The 18,021-nt window shown below is 55.2% G+C and carries 17 protein-coding genes; 9 read left to right on the forward strand and 8 right to left on the reverse strand.

The features are described 5' to 3' along the window. Positions 1 to 20: 20 nt before the first annotated feature. Together accC and LA756_RS08255 are read left to right on the forward strand one after the other, a co-directional pair. The gene (gene accC, locus LA756_RS08250) at positions 21 to 1,364 is read left to right on the forward strand and encodes an acetyl-CoA carboxylase biotin carboxylase subunit (RefSeq protein WP_224439395.1); all 1,344 of its coding nucleotides are present in this window, start codon (positions 21 to 23) and stop codon (positions 1,362 to 1,364) included. Positions 1,365 to 1,903: 539 nt separating this feature from the next. Further along, the gene (locus LA756_RS08255; RefSeq protein WP_224439396.1) at positions 1,904 to 3,475 is read left to right on the forward strand and encodes an arylsulfatase; all 1,572 of its coding nucleotides are present in this window, start codon (positions 1,904 to 1,906) and stop codon (positions 3,473 to 3,475) included. Between the two features lie 162 nt (positions 3,476 to 3,637). Here LA756_RS08255 and LA756_RS08260 read toward each other — a convergent pair whose 3' ends face one another. Then, entirely contained in the window at positions 3,638 to 4,081 is a 444-nt protein-coding gene (locus LA756_RS08260) for a hypothetical protein (RefSeq protein ID WP_224439397.1), read from the reverse strand. A gap of 171 nt (positions 4,082 to 4,252) precedes the next feature. Here LA756_RS08260 and LA756_RS08265 point away from each other — a divergent pair, with 171 nt between their 5' ends. Beyond that, complete coding sequence (locus LA756_RS08265; RefSeq protein ID WP_224439398.1) at positions 4,253 to 5,188, forward strand: LamG domain-containing protein; 936 nt, start codon at positions 4,253 to 4,255, stop codon at positions 5,186 to 5,188. A 427-nt stretch (positions 5,189 to 5,615) separates the two neighbouring features. Next, positions 5,616 to 7,574, forward strand: a complete 1,959-nt coding sequence (locus LA756_RS27135) for a calcium-binding protein (protein WP_261362094.1) — start codon at positions 5,616 to 5,618, stop codon at positions 7,572 to 7,574. Positions 7,575 to 7,700: 126 nt separating this feature from the next. On the opposite strand, the gene LA756_RS08280 is transcribed toward LA756_RS27135, so the two are convergent. Beyond that, positions 7,701 to 7,886, reverse strand: coding sequence for a hypothetical protein (locus LA756_RS08280; RefSeq protein ID WP_224439399.1), 186 nt, complete (start codon positions 7,884 to 7,886; stop codon positions 7,701 to 7,703). Between the two features lie 47 nt (positions 7,887 to 7,933). Beyond that, the gene (locus LA756_RS08285; protein WP_224439400.1) at positions 7,934 to 8,911 is read right to left on the reverse strand and encodes a DUF1559 domain-containing protein; all 978 of its coding nucleotides are present in this window, start codon (positions 8,909 to 8,911) and stop codon (positions 7,934 to 7,936) included. A 644-nt stretch (positions 8,912 to 9,555) separates the two neighbouring features. On the opposite strand from LA756_RS08285, the gene LA756_RS08290 reads away from it, so the two are divergent. Then, the gene (locus LA756_RS08290; RefSeq protein ID WP_224439401.1) at positions 9,556 to 10,854 is read left to right on the forward strand and encodes a 6-phosphofructokinase; all 1,299 of its coding nucleotides are present in this window, start codon (positions 9,556 to 9,558) and stop codon (positions 10,852 to 10,854) included. Between the two features lie 180 nt (positions 10,855 to 11,034). Here the strand turns inward: LA756_RS08290 and LA756_RS08295 are convergent, their stop codons facing one another. Further along, positions 11,035 to 11,523: a hypothetical protein gene (locus LA756_RS08295; protein WP_224439402.1), complete on the reverse strand. Its 489-nt coding sequence runs from the start codon at positions 11,521 to 11,523 to the stop codon at positions 11,035 to 11,037. Between the two features lie 57 nt (positions 11,524 to 11,580). Further along, positions 11,581 to 12,114 carry a hypothetical protein gene (locus LA756_RS08300; RefSeq protein WP_224439403.1) on the reverse strand — a complete coding sequence of 178 codons (534 nt, stop codon included), beginning with the start codon at positions 12,112 to 12,114 and terminating at the stop codon, positions 11,581 to 11,583. Between the two features lie 225 nt (positions 12,115 to 12,339). Between LA756_RS08300 and LA756_RS08305 the strand changes: the two genes are divergently transcribed. The 3 genes from LA756_RS08305 to LA756_RS08315 all read left to right on the forward strand — a co-directional run bounded on the left by LA756_RS08305 (position 12,340) and on the right by LA756_RS08315 (position 14,731). Beyond that, entirely contained in the window at positions 12,340 to 12,867 is a 528-nt protein-coding gene (locus tag LA756_RS08305) for a DUF3365 domain-containing protein (RefSeq protein ID WP_224439404.1), read from the forward strand. Positions 12,868 to 13,159: 292 nt separating this feature from the next. Then, the gene (locus tag LA756_RS08310; protein WP_224439405.1) at positions 13,160 to 14,230 is read left to right on the forward strand and encodes a DUF1559 domain-containing protein; all 1,071 of its coding nucleotides are present in this window, start codon (positions 13,160 to 13,162) and stop codon (positions 14,228 to 14,230) included. A gap of 87 nt (positions 14,231 to 14,317) precedes the next feature. Next, positions 14,318 to 14,731 (forward strand): hypothetical protein, encoded by a 414-nt coding sequence (locus LA756_RS08315; protein WP_224439406.1) that lies wholly within the window; start codon positions 14,318 to 14,320, stop codon positions 14,729 to 14,731. On the opposite strand, the gene sigJ is transcribed toward LA756_RS08315, so the two are convergent. Further along, a complete protein-coding gene (gene sigJ, locus LA756_RS08320; protein WP_224439407.1) occupies positions 14,728 to 15,597 on the reverse strand; it encodes an RNA polymerase sigma factor SigJ in 870 nt (289 codons plus the stop codon). The genes LA756_RS08315 and sigJ overlap by 4 nt on opposite strands. Positions 15,598 to 15,654: 57 nt before the next feature. Further along, complete coding sequence (locus LA756_RS08325; protein WP_224439408.1) at positions 15,655 to 16,167, reverse strand: hypothetical protein; 513 nt, start codon at positions 16,165 to 16,167, stop codon at positions 15,655 to 15,657. A gap of 214 nt (positions 16,168 to 16,381) precedes the next feature. On the opposite strand from LA756_RS08325, the gene LA756_RS08330 reads away from it, so the two are divergent. Continuing rightward, positions 16,382 to 17,509 (forward strand): sialidase family protein, encoded by a 1,128-nt coding sequence (locus LA756_RS08330; RefSeq protein WP_224439409.1) that lies wholly within the window; start codon positions 16,382 to 16,384, stop codon positions 17,507 to 17,509. An 11-nt stretch (positions 17,510 to 17,520) separates the two neighbouring features. Here the strand turns inward: LA756_RS08330 and LA756_RS08335 are convergent, their stop codons facing one another. Then, positions 17,521 to 17,985 carry an Ig-like domain-containing protein gene (locus tag LA756_RS08335; protein WP_224439410.1) on the reverse strand — a complete coding sequence of 155 codons (465 nt, stop codon included), beginning with the start codon at positions 17,983 to 17,985 and terminating at the stop codon, positions 17,521 to 17,523. Between the last annotated feature and the right edge of the window lie 36 nt (positions 17,986 to 18,021).

An 18,021-nucleotide genomic window follows, 5' to 3' on the forward strand; every position in this document is an offset into this window, starting at 1 on the left:
GCGGCGAGGAACGAGACGTCATGTACAACCGTATTTTGATCGCCAACCGAGGCGAGATCGCTCTTCGTATCATTCGTGCCTGTAAAGAGCTGGGCATCGAAACGGTCGCCATCTTCAGCGAAGCCGACCGAGACGCTGCTTACTTGAAGCTGGCCGACGAAGCTTACTGCGTTGGGCCTGCCAAAAGTGCTCAAAGCTACTTGAAAATCGATCGCGTCATCAGCGCCGCCGAAGTTGGCAATGTTGAAGCGATTCACCCCGGCTACGGCTTCCTCGCCGAAAATGCCGAGTTCAACGACATCTGCCGCAGCTGTAACATCGACTTTATTGGCCCCACGCCAGAAGCGATGGCAAAGCTGGGCGATAAGAACACCGCTCGCAGCATGGCTCGCGAAGCGAATGTTCCTGTCGTGCCTGGCTCGGCCGGCTTGATTGAAGACGAAGACGAAGCGCTCAAGATCGCTCACGAAATCGGCTTCCCTGTGCTGATCAAAGCGACCGCCGGTGGTGGTGGCCGTGGGATGCGTGTCGCCGCCAATGATTTGGTTCTGAAGAACGCGTTGAATCAGGCCCAAACCGAAGCAGGCGCCGCGTTCGGCAACGCTGGCGTTTACATCGAAAAGTACGTCGAACATCCACGCCACGTCGAAGTGCAAGTCATCGCCGACCACCATGGCAACGCGGTCCACTTGTTCGAGCGTGAATGCAGCACGCAGCGTCGTCACCAAAAGCTGATCGAAGAGAGCCCAGCTCCGAATCTTTCGCAGAAGACACGTGACGAAATCTGTGCCGCTGCTGTGCGAATGATCAAAGCGGCCGACTATCAAAATGCCGGCACGGTCGAGTTCATCGTCGACAAGGACGAAAACTTCTACTTCATCGAAGTGAACGCTCGTATCCAAGTGGAACATTGCGTCACCGAAATGGTGACTGGGGTCGACTTGATCCAAGCTCAAATCCGCGTCGCTTCCGGCGAACCACTTCCGTGGAAGCAGGAAGACATCAAGCTGCAAGGCGCCGCCATCGAGTGCCGCATCAACGCGGAAGATGCCGACAAGAACTTCATGCCATGCCCCGGCAAGATCAACCAACTGATCGTCCCCGGCGGCCCCGGCGTTCGGTTCGACTCGCACGTCTACAGCGGCTACACGGTGCCTCCGCACTACGACTCGATGATCGGCAAGTTGCTGGTGCATCGTAATACGCGTGAGGAAGCGATCCGCTGCATGCTACGTGCCCTCGACGAGATCCGCACCGACGGCGTCACGACAACCGCCAGCTTCCACAAGAAAGTGCTGAACCACTCAGCATTTGCCGAAGGGAAGATCGACACCACGTTTGTCGAACGAACCTGGTTCTCGTAATAGCTACGGCAGCAACACGTTACGGCATAGTCTTGATCTATTATGCCATAACAGCGTGTACATTGTCTAAGAATATTTAAGAAGTGCGTAACTCCCGAAAGTTACGCACTTCTTTTTTGCGCTCTTTCAACGTGCAGAAATAGGCACCGTTATTTCAAGGCCTCGGCTCTGTCGAATCGCCGGTAGAGCAGGGCATCTTCCGGCGCATGACCCCACAACGATTCTCGTGTTTTTGTTGTACACTTGGTCAATACTTCGTTACAATTTAGGTTCAACACAGAAGAGGCACCCTGCGACGCAAATTAGGGAATCGATTTCTCCTTAAATTCTCTGCCGCCGTCACGTTGATCGCTCACTTTTCCCGCGAATCTTGCCAAGCGATGTCGCATTTCTACCAAAAGCAAATTTCTGGGTAACCAAACGCCACGTTCCTGGTAAATATCAAGTAACGTCCCATTTTTTGCCTGCCGTGCGGCGACTCAGCTGCGACAATCTAGTTCCCCTCCTCATCGACTCGACATCCTTATCGGTGGTGCCCCATGAACCGTTTCCTTCTCGCGCTGTTCGCTCCTGCGTTGCTGTTGATCGCTGTTGAATCTGCCTCGGCGAAAGAGCAGGGAAGTCGTCCCAATATTGTGTTCATTCTGGCCGATGACATGGGTTGGAATCAGCCTGGTTTTAATCGCCCGGAAGAGAAGTCGCTGACGCCGAATATGGATCAGCTGGCCAAAGAAGGGATGCGACTCAACGAGTTCTATACTCACAGCGTCTGTGCTCCGACCAGGGCCGCTTTCCTGACGGGGCGTTACGCGTTTCGTACATGGAGCGATTGGCGAACGGAAGACTTCGGCAAACCAAGCTATCTCGCCAAGCTGGGTCTCGAATTAGCCCACACGCCAAGTGGCGAACCGACGCGGCGGATTCATGCCCTCGACACCAACGAGCGGACAATCGCCGAAGCATTGCGAGAGGCTGGCTATTTCACGGCGCTACTTGGCAAATGGCATCTGGGGGAATGGCTGCCAGAGCATCTGCCGATGGGACAAGGCTTCGACTATCAATATGGCCATTACGCCTGGGGAATCGACTATTACACAAAAACGATCGTCCACAATGCGCCCGCTCGTTACGCCGTTTATGATTGGCACCGCAACCAAAAGCCAGTCGACGAAGATGGCTATGCGACCGATCTGATCGCGGACGAAACGGTTCGCCTGATCGAGTCTCGCCGAGGAAGTGACAAGCCGTTCTTCATGTATGTCGCATTCAATGCCGTGCATGGCCCTTTAAATCCGCCGCCAGGTTTTGAAGGCGATCCGAACGATCCGCTGGCGATTCGTGACGCCATGCTCGCCCATCTCGATCAAGCGATCGGCCGGATTGAAAAGGCGATCGAAGACAACGGCTTTAAGGACAATACGCTATTTGTCTTCGCCAACGATAACGGCCCAGTGCTGGAAGAAATGAGCAAGCCGTTCCGTGGCACGAAGAACACTACCTTCGAAGGTGGCGTGCGGCAGCCTTGCGTGATCCGCTGGCCAGGGCACGTTTCGCCAGGCAGTACCAAGGATGGCCTGGTATTTATCGCGGACTTCTTCCCAACGTTCATCACGCTGGCCGGCGGCAAGCATGAGCAGCCTCGACCGATCGATGGCCTCGACATGACAGAGGCTCTGTTCGCTGGCGAGCCGAGCCCGCGCGACGAGATCATCTTCGACGTCTCCGGCAGCGTGCGGTTGCCAACCATTCGCCAAGGCGACTTCAAGTTGATGGGAGACATGCTGTTCGACATCAAGAACGATCCAGCCGAGCAAACAGACGTTGCTCTGAAACACCCACGTCTGGTCGCCAAGCTTCGCGAGCGTGTCGCTAAAGTAGGACTCGAACGTCCACCGCTAGGCGAGAAACCGCTGTTGATGGATCCGCCGCTGCCGTATGTTTATGGAGCCGACGAACAAGCCGAAACGCCTCAATGGCTGATCGACAAAGTAGACGCGGTTCGTGCGACGCAGCCCAAGGAATGGGCCCCAGGCGAAACCCCTTGGCCGAAAGCACCGCAAGGAGCCGAAGCCAGCAAAATGGATGGCCTGCGCGACGAAGTCGGTAAGTAAGCAAACGTCGCGTCTTTCATTAAGCGGCGTGATGTCTTGGCTGTGCTGGAAAGCGTTTACGTTTGTTCGCCCCTTGTCCTCTCCCTCAATGTGGCGAGGGGACCGGAGGAAATGGCAAACCTTCCGACAATTTCAATCCGCCAAATTCAATCCGCTTTGTTGCTAGTCGTCCAGCGGGCCAAGTTTCTCTGGTGGCTTAGGGGGTCGCGTTGCCTCGTCTTCGGGTTGGCGCGGCGGAGGTGGTTGGCAAATCATGACGACCAACTGAGCTGCCAGCGCCGCGATGAGCCACATCAGAAAGGCAAACTTCATTTCAGAGAAGAGGTTGTTTAAATCGTTCCTGGAACGCGTCGGGTAACCAAGATTCCACCGAAAAAACAAGAGATTCAACATGTAGATACCGCCAAAAATGGAAGCTCCCAGGGCGCCGGGGCGGATCTCTCTACGTCCGTAGACGGCCACGGCAACGGAAACACCAAATGCCGCGATGGACATGCCGAAGAACGTTCGATACCAGTTCGGGCCTTCCATCAAGTCGTAAGCTAAAAGAGCCAGCATGACGATGATCGCGAAGGCGAGTCCCACCAAAATATAGCTGCGCTGCATGATCGTTTTTAGCTTCCTGCATGAAAGAAAAGGGGAGGGTGATGGTCTGCCAGCCAGCCCTGCGAGCACCACTGGCTGCGAACAGATTAGTGGCCACGAAATGCAAAGTCAACGAACTTCGCATACGATCTGGCGATAGGTATCTTGGGCCTTCCCAAGCAACTACAATGGGTGATCAAACGAACGCCTCCTTACTTCCTGCCTGTTTGCCCACCGAAGATCATGCCCCGACTATTCGCTTGCTGTTTGTCGCTTGTCACGTTTGCCCTTGTTGTCTCGTGGACCGCAGCGGTTGACGCTCAAGAGAAACCGAACGCCGCGGTCGATTTGCCTGGCCTGCTTTGCTTCTGGGACTTTCAGCAGAAAGCAGACGATGGCTACGTCAGCCGTGGTGCCTACGCGTACAAACTTCAGCCGAAGAATGGTCCGATCACTACGTCGGAAGAAGGTGTCTTTGGTGGCAGCCTTCAAGTTCGCCAAGGGCAATGGCTGATGATCCCCAGGGCCGAATGTCCCGGGCTCAATTTGCATGGCCAAGATGAAGTGACGATCGTCGCGTGGATTCAACGCAAGAGCGACGCCGACTGGCAGTACATTGCCGGCATGTGGAACGAACGAGACGCGAAGCGGCAGTATGCATTGTTCACGTGTGCGGCCCGGCAGACAAACTTCGAGACGATGGACCGCATTCCAGCCAAGCATCAAACGCATGGCTATGCGTCGGACGTCGGCGGAGCAACGCCTGGCAAGCCGTTCTGTTTCTCGTATGCCTCTGGCGAAACGAAACTGCCCAAGGGAAAGTGGACGATGATCGCTTACACCTACGATCACGAGTTTCTGCGCGTCTATGTTGATGGAGAGCTGGACGAGAAACCTGGCTTCAATCCGTTTGCGTGGGACAAGCCGATCTTCGAGGGTGGCAAAGACGGGGCCGATTTCACCGTCGCGCGTCAGTGCCTGCCGAACTGGCCGCACTATCCCAACGCAGAGAAGCCGATGCTTCGCCAAGGCTTCGGCGGCAAGCTGGCCGGGCTGGCAGTTTTCAAACGGGCTCTTTCCGCCGACGAGCTGGCCAAAATGCATGAAGTGACGCTGGCGGACAAGTAAATCACGCCAAGCCAGTATCCTGCGCAAAGCATGCATTTTCGCTCAACCACCACTCGCAGGCGATAATTAGAACAGCTAATACATCACCTTGGCCATGGCTGTTTATCGCCTCACTGCCGCTAAAATAACGGTAGCAAATTCTTCCCTATTTCCTCTTTCACCCTGATCTAGGGAATACTGCCTAACCTGTGGCCATCACCACACCCTCCATGCGCACTATTTTTTGCGCGTTTTAACGGTTTATTCGCTGTCTAACGATTGTAACCGTTATAAGTTCTGCTTTAATTGCCTGGGTCTTGGGAACCATAGGTGACACCGAATGATTTCCCTCACTACGAGTGGTCCGCAAGACAACCTGCTACGCGTTTGACCTACCTCGCGCCGGCAGCGGAACAGCTTACCAATCCTCCCCACAGAGAAGAGACCGATGAGCAAGAGCAAGCGAACTTTCTGGAACTACATCGTCGACCAAGCGATATCACGTGAACGCCGATCCAACCGGCTTCGCCCTGACTACTCGGGGCAGCTGCTGGAAGAACGAGCGATGTTCGCGATCATTACTGGAACCGAAGGCGCCGACAATCTCTCTGGTACGTCGGAAAACGACGAGATTGAAGGCCTCGGCGGACCTGACACCATCGCCGGTAACGCTGGTAACGACGAGATCTATGGCGGTGGTGGCGGTGACTTCCTGCTGGGCAACAACGGCGTTGACCTGCTGAGCGGCGGCGGCGGCGGTGACGAGATTCATGGTGGTGGCGGAAACGACGTCATCCGCGGTGGCCAAGGACCGGATGATCTTTACGGCGAACGCGGAAACGACATCATTCATGGTGATGGCCAAGCCGATACGATCGACGGCGGCGAAGGGGACGACACCCTGTATGGCGGCGGCGGTGACGATGAAATTCATGGCGGTGACGGCAACGATACCGTTGACGGCAGCTTCGGTGATGACCGAATCTTCGGCGATCAGGGCTGGGACGAACTCAACGGCGGTGACGGCGACGACTTAATCCGTGGTGGTGTGGGTAACGACACGATCGACGGCGGCGAAGGAAACGACCAGCTCTACGGCGATGGTAACGAAGACACCATCAACGGCGGCGCCGGCGAAGACTTCATTCATGGTGGTAGTGGCAACGACATCATCAACGGTGGCGATGACGACGACACGCTCGATGGTAGCTTTGGCGATGACGAAGTCCTAGGCGGCGCCGGTAACGATGACATCGTTGGCGGTGACGGCGACGACAAGCTTGTTGGCGGCACCGGAGACGACACCATTGACGGGGGCGAAGGAGACGACTTCATCGTCGCTGGCGATGGGGACGATACCGTCTTTGGTGGTGCAGGGGATGACGAAATCCTGGGCAACGGCGGCGAAGACAATCTCAACGGCGGTGACGGCGACGACTTGATCCGAGCCGGCAGCGATGACGACGTCGTTCGTGGTGGCAGCGGCGATGACGAAATTCACGGCGACAAGGGGAACGATAGCCTCGCCGGGAACGACGGTGACGACGTCATGTTTGGTGGCGACGGCGATGACTTCCTGATCGGCAACCAAGGCGACGACGAACTGTATGGCGACGACGGTAACGACTTCATCCAGGGAAGCGGCGGCGATGACACCATCCATGGTGGCGACGGCGAAGACATCCTGGAAGGACAAACTGGCGACGACACCATCTACGGTGAACAAGGCAACGACATCATCAACGGTGGTGACGGTGAAGACAAACTGTTCGGTGGAGCAGCCAACGACCAGTTGTTTGGCGAATATGGCGCCGACTATCTACACGGCGGCAACGGCCATGACGAACTGATCGGCGGTGCCGGCGGCGACGACATGTTCGGCGGATCTGGAATGGACCTGCTTTCCGGCGGTTCCGGCCGTGACGAGTTGGACGGTGGCTGGGGCGACGACAAGATCCGCGGCGGCCATGGTGCCGACGTCCTTTCCGGCGGCAGAGGAAGTGACATCCTGAAGGGTGACGGTAGCATTGACACTTTCGTCTTCGATGCTGACCAAATGTCAGAAGATAATAGCGATGTCGATTACATTCTCGACTTCGTCTATGACGCCGACCAAATTGACGGATCGGGCTCTCAGGATGCTGACGTGAAGATGGAGAAACTGATGTTCGTTGGGTTCGACGCAAGTCAAACCACCTTCGAATATCAGGGACAAGGTGAAGGGCGAAAGGAAAAAGCCAAGTTTACCGACGACATGGCAACTCTTGACGAAAAGATTTGTGCAACCATCCACTTGGTGAGCAACGATGGGCACACGATGTCCGTGAAGATTTATTTCGCTGGAGGAGCACCTCCCGAAGCTGATTTCCAAGCGTTCCTGAATGGACTCCAAGTCGAGTACTCTTAGTAGTACTCTGAGCGATATTCTCGCGACTTCAAGAAGGACAAAAAACAAAAAGCCCAGCCAATTTTCGGCTGGGCTTTTTTCGTGAGCAGGTTTCGTGTGTTTACCTGGCTGAGAGTGAGCTGTTTACTATAGGCCTTGCTGTTCGCGTTCGGCGATCTCTTTTAGCTTGGCTTGGATTTCCTCTTTGTTCTCAGGCGTCACCTTTTGCTCGGCGACTGGCTTACTGCAGCCGACAGAACCGAGAAAGCCGACCGTCATCAATAGGCCGAGCATGAAATGCGATGGGCGAACGAATCGCGAAATGGTGGGCATGCCGTGGTATCTCCAGGACGAAAGGGCAGGGTAGTCGTGTAAGTCAATTAGTTGGTCGTGACGATGTCGTTTCCGTGTCGCGTGCCGTACGCTTTCCACGTTTCACCATCAATCGTCTCTGGGAAGAACTGCACGCTGCCGTCACACAGCACGGCCATCGCACCGCCGGGATGGTAACTGCTGGCCGGCGAAACAATCAGATTGAAATCGCCAGGCACGAACGCCGGCCGATTGGGTGGCAGAATGTGGTTGTACCCGGTTCGCCAGACAGAGCCTTCCATCCAGGGCAAACCGCGATAACGCCAATCGCCACTCCACGGAATGCTCAGAGCTTCCCAATCATGCTGCATGAATTCGTCGCGAGCCCCGGCGAAGTCGGTCGCCGATGGCATGCTGACTTCAAAGGCATCGAACTGCGTCGGAGCGCCGCCCGAATCGCCGGCTCCGATCACCACTTCTGCGAATGCAGCGGTGTTGCTTAGGCCATCGACAATCTTGCCGAAGCGAAGTGGCGGCAACTTCTTAACACTCGATCCACCTTGGCCGTCGGCCTGGGGACCGAAGATGCCATCCCAGCCATTGAAATGAACCCAGCTTCCCCAGTTGCCGTGATAACTGGTCGATCCCTGGGCGATTCCTTCAGCAGGAAACGGATCGCTTGGGCATGCGAAGCCTGGCGGCTGTTCGTAGCTGAGCGTCAAGTTTGGTTCGCTGAAGACGCCGATATCGAGATCGATCCGATCGGCGATCGCTGTTTGCTCCATGAAATCAAGCAGCATTGCGTGGGGCGAAAAGTATTGGGCGTCGGTGTATTCGCCGCCAGGAATCTGCTGATGCGTGCTTTCAAAGTTGTGCAGTGCCAAGCCGAACTGCTTCAAGTTATTGGAACACTCTGAACGTCGCGCCGCTTCACGTGCTTGTTGCACCGCCGGCAATAACAAGGCAATCAACACGCCGATGATGGCAATCACCACCAACAGTTCGACAAGCGTGAAGCCACGTTTCTGAGAACTCGAAAACTGCATTCATGGACTCCTGAGAAATGCGATAATGACGTGAACACTTCGTGCCCACCGATCCAACGAAGAATTAAGACACCCCCACTTAAAGCAGCGGATGTGCCATTCGCTGGTATGCCTCTCCGCGGAGTCATTCAGGAATTGAACAAAAACCCGTACGTTCTCGACGCCAACTCGAATAACTAGTTTTTTTGGTGCTTAAAAATCACTATTTTGCCTTCTCCCTAGACGTGGGATTTTGCACATTTCACGTGCCCAGCATGCAAGCAACAATGCCGAGATATCAAGCGGATATCGTGATCTATCATGCCCCCAAAAAGCTTGGCATAACGACGGCAAACGGGGTGGAAGCAGCAACAAATCGAGATGCGTAATTTGAACCACTCGCTGCCCCTTGGAAGGGCGGGAATCGCTTTCGCGTTTTGATGATTTCCTGGTTACGGAATTGCCCAAAAGCCCGACGATTCTCACGGCAACGCCAAGGATTGATCCGTTACCACAGGGGTACTGCTTTCTATCTCCCCACTGCATTTCGATGGGCAAGTTGCCCCGGGGGTGGACCGTTTGGTTAGGTTGAAAACCGCCCCGTAACGCATAAAATCAGCGGTTCAGACAAGTTACCGCATCAGATTACCCATTGGATTTTGACCATGGCCAATAGCCTCTCTCGTCCTGAACAGCCTGCCCACAACTTCAAGCGCGTCGCAATTCTGTTTTCCGGCGGTCCTGCACCAGCCGCGAATGCGGTGATCTCGACCGCGGCCGTTTCGTTTCTGCGTGCGGGAATCGAAGTGCTGGGCGTCATGAACGGCTACTCGAACTTGATGCAGTTTGGCGACGACCGTCCGATGGAAGAAGATCGCGACTACATCGTCCTCGATCACAAAGCCCTCAGCCGCAGCCGTGCCAAGCAAGGGATTATGATCGGTACCGCACGAGCCAACCCTGGCAAAGCGATCTCGCACCCTGATCACTTGAAGGACAAGGAACGCTGCTCCGCGTTTCAGACCACTTACGACGCGTTGAACTCGCTGGGCGTCGACGCACTGATCTCGATCGGCGGCGACGACACGCTGAAGACCGCCAACAAGTTCAAGATGTTCCAAGACACGCTACCGGAAGGTAGCAAGAAGATGCCGGTCGTTCACTTGCCTAAGACGATCGACAACGACTACAACGGCATCGACTTCACTTTCGGTTTCTTCACCGCGGTCGACTTCCTTTCGACCGAAATCCGTACGCTGCTGTACGATGGCGAAGCCTCCAAGGCTTACTTCCTGTGTGAAGCAATGGGCCGCAGCGCCGGCTGGTTGGCTTACGGTGCCGCGATCGCTGGCGAAGCTTCCTTGGTGATCAGCGTCGAAGACATCACCGGCGACTACGTCGAGAAGGAATTCACCGACGAGAACGGCAAGCAGCGTAAGACGATGAACGTCCCGAAAGTGGTCGATCGGATCGTCAAAACGATGCTGGCACGCGAAGCGGAAGGTAAAGAGTTCGGCGTGATCGTTCTCGCCGAAGGCCTCGCCGAGATGCTGCCGGAATCGTACCTGGAAGGGGTCGCCCGAGACGATCACGGGCACATCGCCATCACCGACATTCAGCTCGGCCGAACGTTCAGCAAGTGGGTCGCCAAGGCCTACGAAGAAAAGACCGGCCGCAGCCGCAAAGTGACCGGCATCCAGCTCGGCTACGAAGCTCGCTGCACCAAGCCACTGGCTTACGACGTCATCCTCGGCAGCCAACTGGGCGTGGGTGCTTACCGAGCGTTGGTCGAAAAGAAACTGAACGGCGTGATGGTTTCCGCCAAGGGTCAGTTCGAGCTGCAATACGTCGACTTCACCGAACTGGTCGATCAGGAAAACCTGGTCACCGTCGTTCGCCACATCGAACCTGGCTGCGACTTCCAGAAGCTGGCCCGCTTCTTGGAAACCTACGTGAACGACTAAAACTTCACGTAGTCGAACCGAAGCGAATTACGAAGAGAGACCGCCCAGTGCGGTCTCTTTTTTTATTGCCACAGAGACCAACGCGTCGGAAGCCCGATTCGTTTTGTCTCAACTCAGCATCGCATATGAAAGATGGCTACCAGAAGCAGGTACTGGTCGCCGGACTGCTTTGTGACGACATTAGAAGCGGGTAGTATGATTGCCCTGAATTGTCAGTTCGCACCAAACGCCTTTACCGAGCGGAATTCGCTTAGCCTCATCTCGCTTCAGTTCGGTATGGAGATGGAAAACACGATTCGCAAAAACCTCGGTCGTTTCCCGATCTTCTTGACGAATCAGTTCACCAAGTTCGATCTTCAAATCGATCTCTGTCGGCGAACGCAGCACGCCTGAGCAATAGCCGCTGATCTTCGTTCCGACGTCCCAGCGATCTCCATCGATTTGAGAACGGCGAGCCCTCGCTTCTATGAAGTGAATGGGATGGTCGATCTGACAAACGACCGACCTGTCGATATGAACTTCTGGCTTAGCATCCGCGTCAGCCTGCTCGTAGATCCGCACTTTCAGCAGGGAAGTCGGGTCGATGTGCATCTCGGCATCGAGCTGATTGGCAATAATCACCCCGAAAACCAAACTCAGCAAAATGCAGAGATACGAATAAACCTTCATTTCTCTTTCCCTAAATTCGAGAGCATGAGCGAATGAGGAACGATCGCGAGGCATATTCTACAGCCCAGCCTGGTCTCGTATGCGATCTTGAAATTTCTTGACGTCGGCGTTGCTGAAGGTGACTTGATCGTCGAAGCGGACTTCGCACCAGCGGTGGGCGCCCAGATCAAAGCGTTTGATCTCTCCTGGAGTGAACTCACCTTCGATCGTGAAGACCTGAGCAGCATGGGCCTGATCTCCAGTCTTGGAGTCTTCGACGGTCATCGCGCCGCTCTCGATCTGCATCGTCAGTTGGTACTTGCCATCGGTCAGTGGTTTGGTCGTTCCATTCCAAGTCATCCCGACAAGCACTTCCGTATCGCTGCGGCGGAACGTTTCACGCTTGCTCACGTCCGAACGAAATGGCTGACCGACAATCGACATAATGCTCGGTCGCATCAACAGGGAAGGCCCTGAATGGGGCGCCTTTTCGACGACCCCGATCGAGACCGTCACCATCGGTTTAGCAGCCGATTGGGCATCGAGTTGTCCGGCCGTTGCGATGCCGAACAAGAGGCTTAAACCAATCCAAAATGCAGGAAATCGATCCATCAGCACGAGTCCTTTGCGAGGTAAATGCGGGGAAGCATTGTTCTAGCCCATCTTCAGCGAAAGGGTCAATTTCAACTTCCTGAGGACAGATCGCCCATTTCTGGACATTGACATCCAATTTAAACCTGCCTACACTGAACGCACAAACAGGATAAACACATCCACTTTAACCCGGTCGGGCCTTGCTCGGCTATGTTTGCCCCAACAACGAACAGGAGTCCCATCGTGCGTAAGTCGAAGTTCTTTCCGATCGTGCTACTTCTTGGATTGGTGGTTAGTCTGGCGTCGTCGCGAAGCAGGGGAGCAGATCCTCCGTCCGATGCCGCGGTTGATCAGGCCCGCAAGACGGTGCAAATGCTCGACGACATCTACAAAGGTGGCATCGTGCTGATCACTGAAAACTACGTGCACGACGAAGACGATCTGCCGGCAGGCATCGCCTTCAAAAAACTGTTTGAAGCAGCCGCAAAGAAAGGATGGCACGAAGTCCGCCTGCTCGACGCGACCGGGGAACCGTACAACTTCGAGAACGCCCCGTCCGATTCGTTCGAGAAAGCCGCCATCAAAGCCCTTTTGGCCGGCAAGCCTGGCTACGAGGAAGTAGTGGAACGAGACGGCAAGCGCTTTCTTCGCTCCGCCACCCCAGTCCCCGTCGTCATGCAGAAATGCACGATGTGCCACGAACATTACAACGACGCCAAGCCTGGCAGCGCGATCGGTGCGATGAGCTATACGCTACCGATTGATCCGTAGTCATTGGGGAAACTTTCCGCTCGAAGATCGTCGACGGGATCTTCGAGCGTTTCTCGATCAAAAGGGCAAGAAATATACGCAAGAATTGCTACGCGTTTTACGCAAATCGATCACCGCTTAGATATGGCAAATAGGGCGATTGCGGCGCAGATTGTTGCAATAGCGACACGATAACTTTTCAGTCCATTCAGAAACATTGATTGACCACCCCATCCAGGGGCGATAAAACACCACAACAGCTATGCAATAGTCATTTATTTTCCCCGCTCTTTTCTTGAATCGAGGCTCTCTGATGGCTACCCGAATTTGCGAATCGGGACAAAAGCGAGGTTTCACCCTCGTTGAACTCCTGGTGGTTATCGCGATTATTGGTGTTTTGATCGCCCTTTTGTTGCCGGCCGTGCAACAGGCCCGCGAAGCTGCGCGACGCATGCAATGCAGCAACAACATGAAGCAGCTAGGGCTCGGCGTCCATAACTTCCACGATACGTTTGGACTTGTGCCGGCCGGTGGAGCGGCGGATCAAGCTCCCTTTGGAACACATGCGTCCGGGGCCGCTTGGGGCAGCTCGTGGATGGTTTTTATGCTGCCGTTCATCGAACAGAATGCCTTGTTTGATCGAATGAATTTGGGAGGAGGATCAGGCTGGGGTACCAATGCTGCAACCAATACGGCTGCCTCTCAAAACGTCACCATCGATGCGTACCTTTGCCCATCGTCACCGCTCGAAAAATGGGCCGCCAATCCGAATTCCAACGGACCGATCATGGCTCCTAGCTATGCCGCCATTTCCGGAGCGGTCGATGGCTTGATCCCTGGCTACACCGAGTCGCGTGTCAACACACCTTCATCCGCCACCGGTTGCTGTTCCGGAGGCATTGCCAGCGGCGGTGGTGTACTGATTCCCAGTGGCGAGCAAGGGTTGGCTTCAATTACTGATGGCACGTCCAACACCGCGATCATTGGTGAAATCAGCGACGCGTTGATCACCGCAAACGGCTCGAAGCATGACTACCGCAACGGCTACCGTCACGGTTGGATGATTGGCTGGCGTTCGACGTTGTCTCCTCCCAAAGTTGGCAACGGGGGCGACCTGCGAACGTTCAACCAGGTAACGATTCGGTACCCGATCAACCAAAAGCGACGCCCCGGCACCGGCTGGCCCGATGCTCCTGGTAATTGCGGTTCCGATGGTATATGCGACAACGCAAGCACGAACATGCCGCTGATCTCAGCTCATCCCGGCGGCGTGATGACACTGCTGGCCGACGGTTCGGTTCGCTTCCTGCCAGAAACGATGACGCTCGACATGCTTGCTCGCTTGGTCACACGCGACGACGGTCAAGTCAACGAACTGCCGTAGCCTGTTGCCAATCCGTTCTTACCGCGGCATTTCCTAGGAGCGAAATGCCGCTCGGCTTCTTTCTTCTTCTCTTGTATGCAGCAAATCATGAACCGCACGATGTTTTCTGTGGGTGCCGCCATTTTACTGGGCGCCTCGATTCTGATCGGTTGTAACTCCGGGCCAGCGATCCCCAAGTCGTATCCCGTCCAGGGTGAAGTCACCCTCGATGGCAAACCGATGCCGTCCGGCGAAGTGATCTTCGTATCGGTCGCGGATGGAATTCGCGATACGGTCAAAGTCGAGAACGGCAAGTTCACCGGCGAAGTATTGCCGGGCGAACGCAAAGTTGAAATCCGTTCGTACATTGCCAAAGAAGGGAACACGAAGATGTACGGCCCTGACGCCGAGCCTTCGTACGTGAACATCATTCCCAAAAAGTACAACGAGAACACCGAGCTAACCGCGACCGTCGAGAAGTCCGACGAAAATCAATTTTCATTCGAGGTGAAGTCGAGCTAGACGCTCGGCGTGCGGTCGAACAGGGCCAGCTTGTCAGGGTTTCGATAGACAAACACGGCGGCAACTTTTCCATCGACGACATAAAGTTGGTACGCCGCGATGATTTGATCTCCCTGGCAAGAGATCATCCCCGGCGAACCATTGAACCATGTCGGCTCGAAACGCAGCTCGCCGAAACGCTGCACGTTGCGGACAACACGCACAAGGAACGTTGTCACCGCGTCGAAGCCAACTACCAAGTCCTTCGCCGCACTGATCTTGCCGCCACCATCGGTATGCATGACGACGTCTTCGGAAAGAACTGTCCGCAGTTGATCCAAGTCGCCGGCGTTGACGGCTTGGAAGAACGCGTCGGAAATTCGCTGCATGCCTGGCACATCGACGGCCGAACGCGGCTTGTTTCCTTTCAAATGATCTCGAGCTCTCTTGGCCAGCTGACGACAATGGGCCGGTTGCAGGCCCAAGATATCGGCGACTTCCGCAAACTCGTAGCCGAACAGGTCATGCAGAATGAACGCGCCCCGTTCGGCTGGTTTCAATCGTTCGATCGTCAGCATCAACGCAATCGAAATCGTTTCGTCCAACTCGGTCTTGCCGGCATGATCTTCCAGGATCGGCTCGGGAAGCCATGGCCCGATGTACTTTTCGCGCTGGTACTGCACCGACTTGATCCGATCTAAACAAAGGCGAGCACACACACGAAGGTACCAACTGCGAGGCGAATCGAGTTGCGGCCGCCCGGCTTGCTCCCAGCGGAGATATGCGTCCTGGGCAACATCTTCCGCATCCGGCAAGCTACCAAGCATGCGATAACAGAAACCGATCAACTCTTTGCGTAACGATTCAAACTCGTCGCCGGAAACCATGTGTGAACTCCGCGGAAAGAAACGCCAGACGAGAACAGTGGGACTGCTTTCGATCGCTCAGAAATCGAGCTTCGCCAATTCGCAGTGGGCCGCCATTCCCATGGCTCGCTTCAACGTAGGGTAAATCCGGCAGCCAACAATGACAACGGCCAATTCGGCGAACGCTTCGATTCCATAATGGTTGCGAATCCGTTCCATGCGATCGGCGTCGTCGTTTTCATTCCGAATCACCGCGACGGCGTGGTCGTGGATATCGCGGAGTGGCTGGGGAAGCGATTCCGGCTGAGTCACAATCGATTTAAGGAGCTCTTTGTCGATGCCGGCTTCGACTCCCATTTTCAAGCTTAGATTCATACAGGGACCGCAGTCTTCGGTTTTCATCACGGCCACTTTCGCGACGAAGTAAGCATCGTCAGGCAGCTTTTGATGATAGTTAGGCATCGCTTGAGCCGCTGCGAACGTGGCATAGGCGCCCGGCGAGTCTTCTAACAGTTGAATGATATATCCGGTGTCGTAGTGGTAGTGCTGACCGAACTGGGTAAGAGTCTCTTTCGCTTCGAGCATGTCCATGTTTATCCCCTTGGAACGATATGGGTCGATCACTGGGCAAGCCATGTGGCCCGCTTCTATTAACCAGACGAGAAGCGTCTTGGGGATGTGACATCACGCGGAAAAAATTCTTTCGCCCCTCCGCTGGCTGTACGAATTTGCGTAACCGACGAAAAGCGTTAAGATAAGTCTCGCTTGCCTGCCTAAGAAAATTCCTCCTGCCTGAGAACCTTCGATGAAAAACTGTTTGCTGCTGCTGTTTGTGGGGCTGCTTCTTAACTCCCTGATCGTTGCCGGAGCGGAAGCGGATGCTCCACCGTCTCAAGTTGTGTTGCCGCCTGGCCCTGGCAACCCTCGCAATAGCGAAGGGGACGTCGTGCAACTGAAAAACGGCGACGTTTTGTTGGTTTACACTCACTTCGTTGGCGGCGCCGGCGATCACGCCAAGGCCCATCTCGCGAGTCGCGTTTCACACGATGGCGGCAAGACTTGGTCGAAGAAGGACAAGATCGAAGTTCCCAACGAAGGAGGCATGAACATCATGTCAGTGTCGCTCCTGCGACTGCAGGATGGGCGGCTGGCGATGTTCTATCTGCGGAAAAACTCGACGAACGACTGCTGTCCCCTGATGCGAATCAGCACCGACGAAGGAGAGACTTGGAGTGAAGCGACGACGATTATTCCGGACGCCGAAAATGGTTATTACGTGCTGAATAACGATCGCGTTATTCAGCTTGAAAATGGTCGCCTGGTCGCACCGCTGGCACAGCATATTGGCCCCGGGATGCCGAAGTGGGACATCGCTTCACAGATGCTGGCCTACTATTCAGACGACGCCGGCAAGACATGGAAGCGAAGTGCCGTCGCCCCGCGTCCCCCCAAGCAAAACGACCGGAACATCGTCACCCAAGAGCCTGGCGTCGTTCAGCTTTCCGATGGCCGTGTGATGATGTTCTGCCGTACCAACGCCGGCAGCCAATTCGTTTCGTATAGCAATGATGGCGGCGAAAACTGGTCGCAGCTGGAACCCTCGGAGATCAAGTCCCCCCTTTCGCCGGCGACGATCGAGCGGATTCCCTCGACCGGCGATTTGCTGCTGCTGTGGAACGATCACTCTGACATTCCCACCGAGCTGAGAGGCAAGCGAACGCCGCTTCGTTCCGCGATCTCAAAAGACGACGGCAAGACTTGGACGCACGTGAAGACGTTGGAAGATAAGCCGACCGGCTGGTACTGCTACCTGGCGATCGACTTCGTTGATGATCATGCTGTGATGGCCTACTGTGCCGGCGACCGCCAAGAGAACAACGGTTTGGCGGTCACCAATACACAACGCTTGCCAATCGAGTGGTTCTACGAGTAACGCGAGCGGCGTTACTTCAGTTCAAACTCGAACGTGTTACCTTCTTCGTTCGGCTCGACATTCGCAGTCAAGCCGGACGTCTGGTACCGACTGTATTGCTGAGGCAAATGCTGAATCACTTTCGATTGGCCGACCGAGAGAGGATCGTCGGGGTCGGCTTCTTTCAAGATTTGAACTTCTTCCTTAGTGATTTTGACGCGGTGTTCGCCAGGCACGGCACCATCGTTCAGATCAAACGTGGTGAGCTCGGCAATCCCTTCAGCATTCGTCACCCCGGACGCACCGCGTGGGTCTCCTTTCGAGCTGAACGAGACTTTGGCCCCTTCGACAGGAGAACCCTTTTGGGTCACTTTGACTTGAGTCGGATAGACATCGACGCCAGGGTTGCGGCTGACGGTCGACTCGGAACAGCCTGAAACCACCAACGCACACAGCAAAACGGCACTGCTATAGAGAGAATGCGTAAACGAACGCATGATGAACTCCTTAGGGAAACTCCGAACGGAAACGCA

The sequence above is a fragment of the Bremerella sp. TYQ1 genome (assembly GCF_020150455.1).
Classification (GTDB): Bacteria; Planctomycetota; Planctomycetia; order Pirellulales; family Pirellulaceae; genus Bremerella; species Bremerella volcania_A.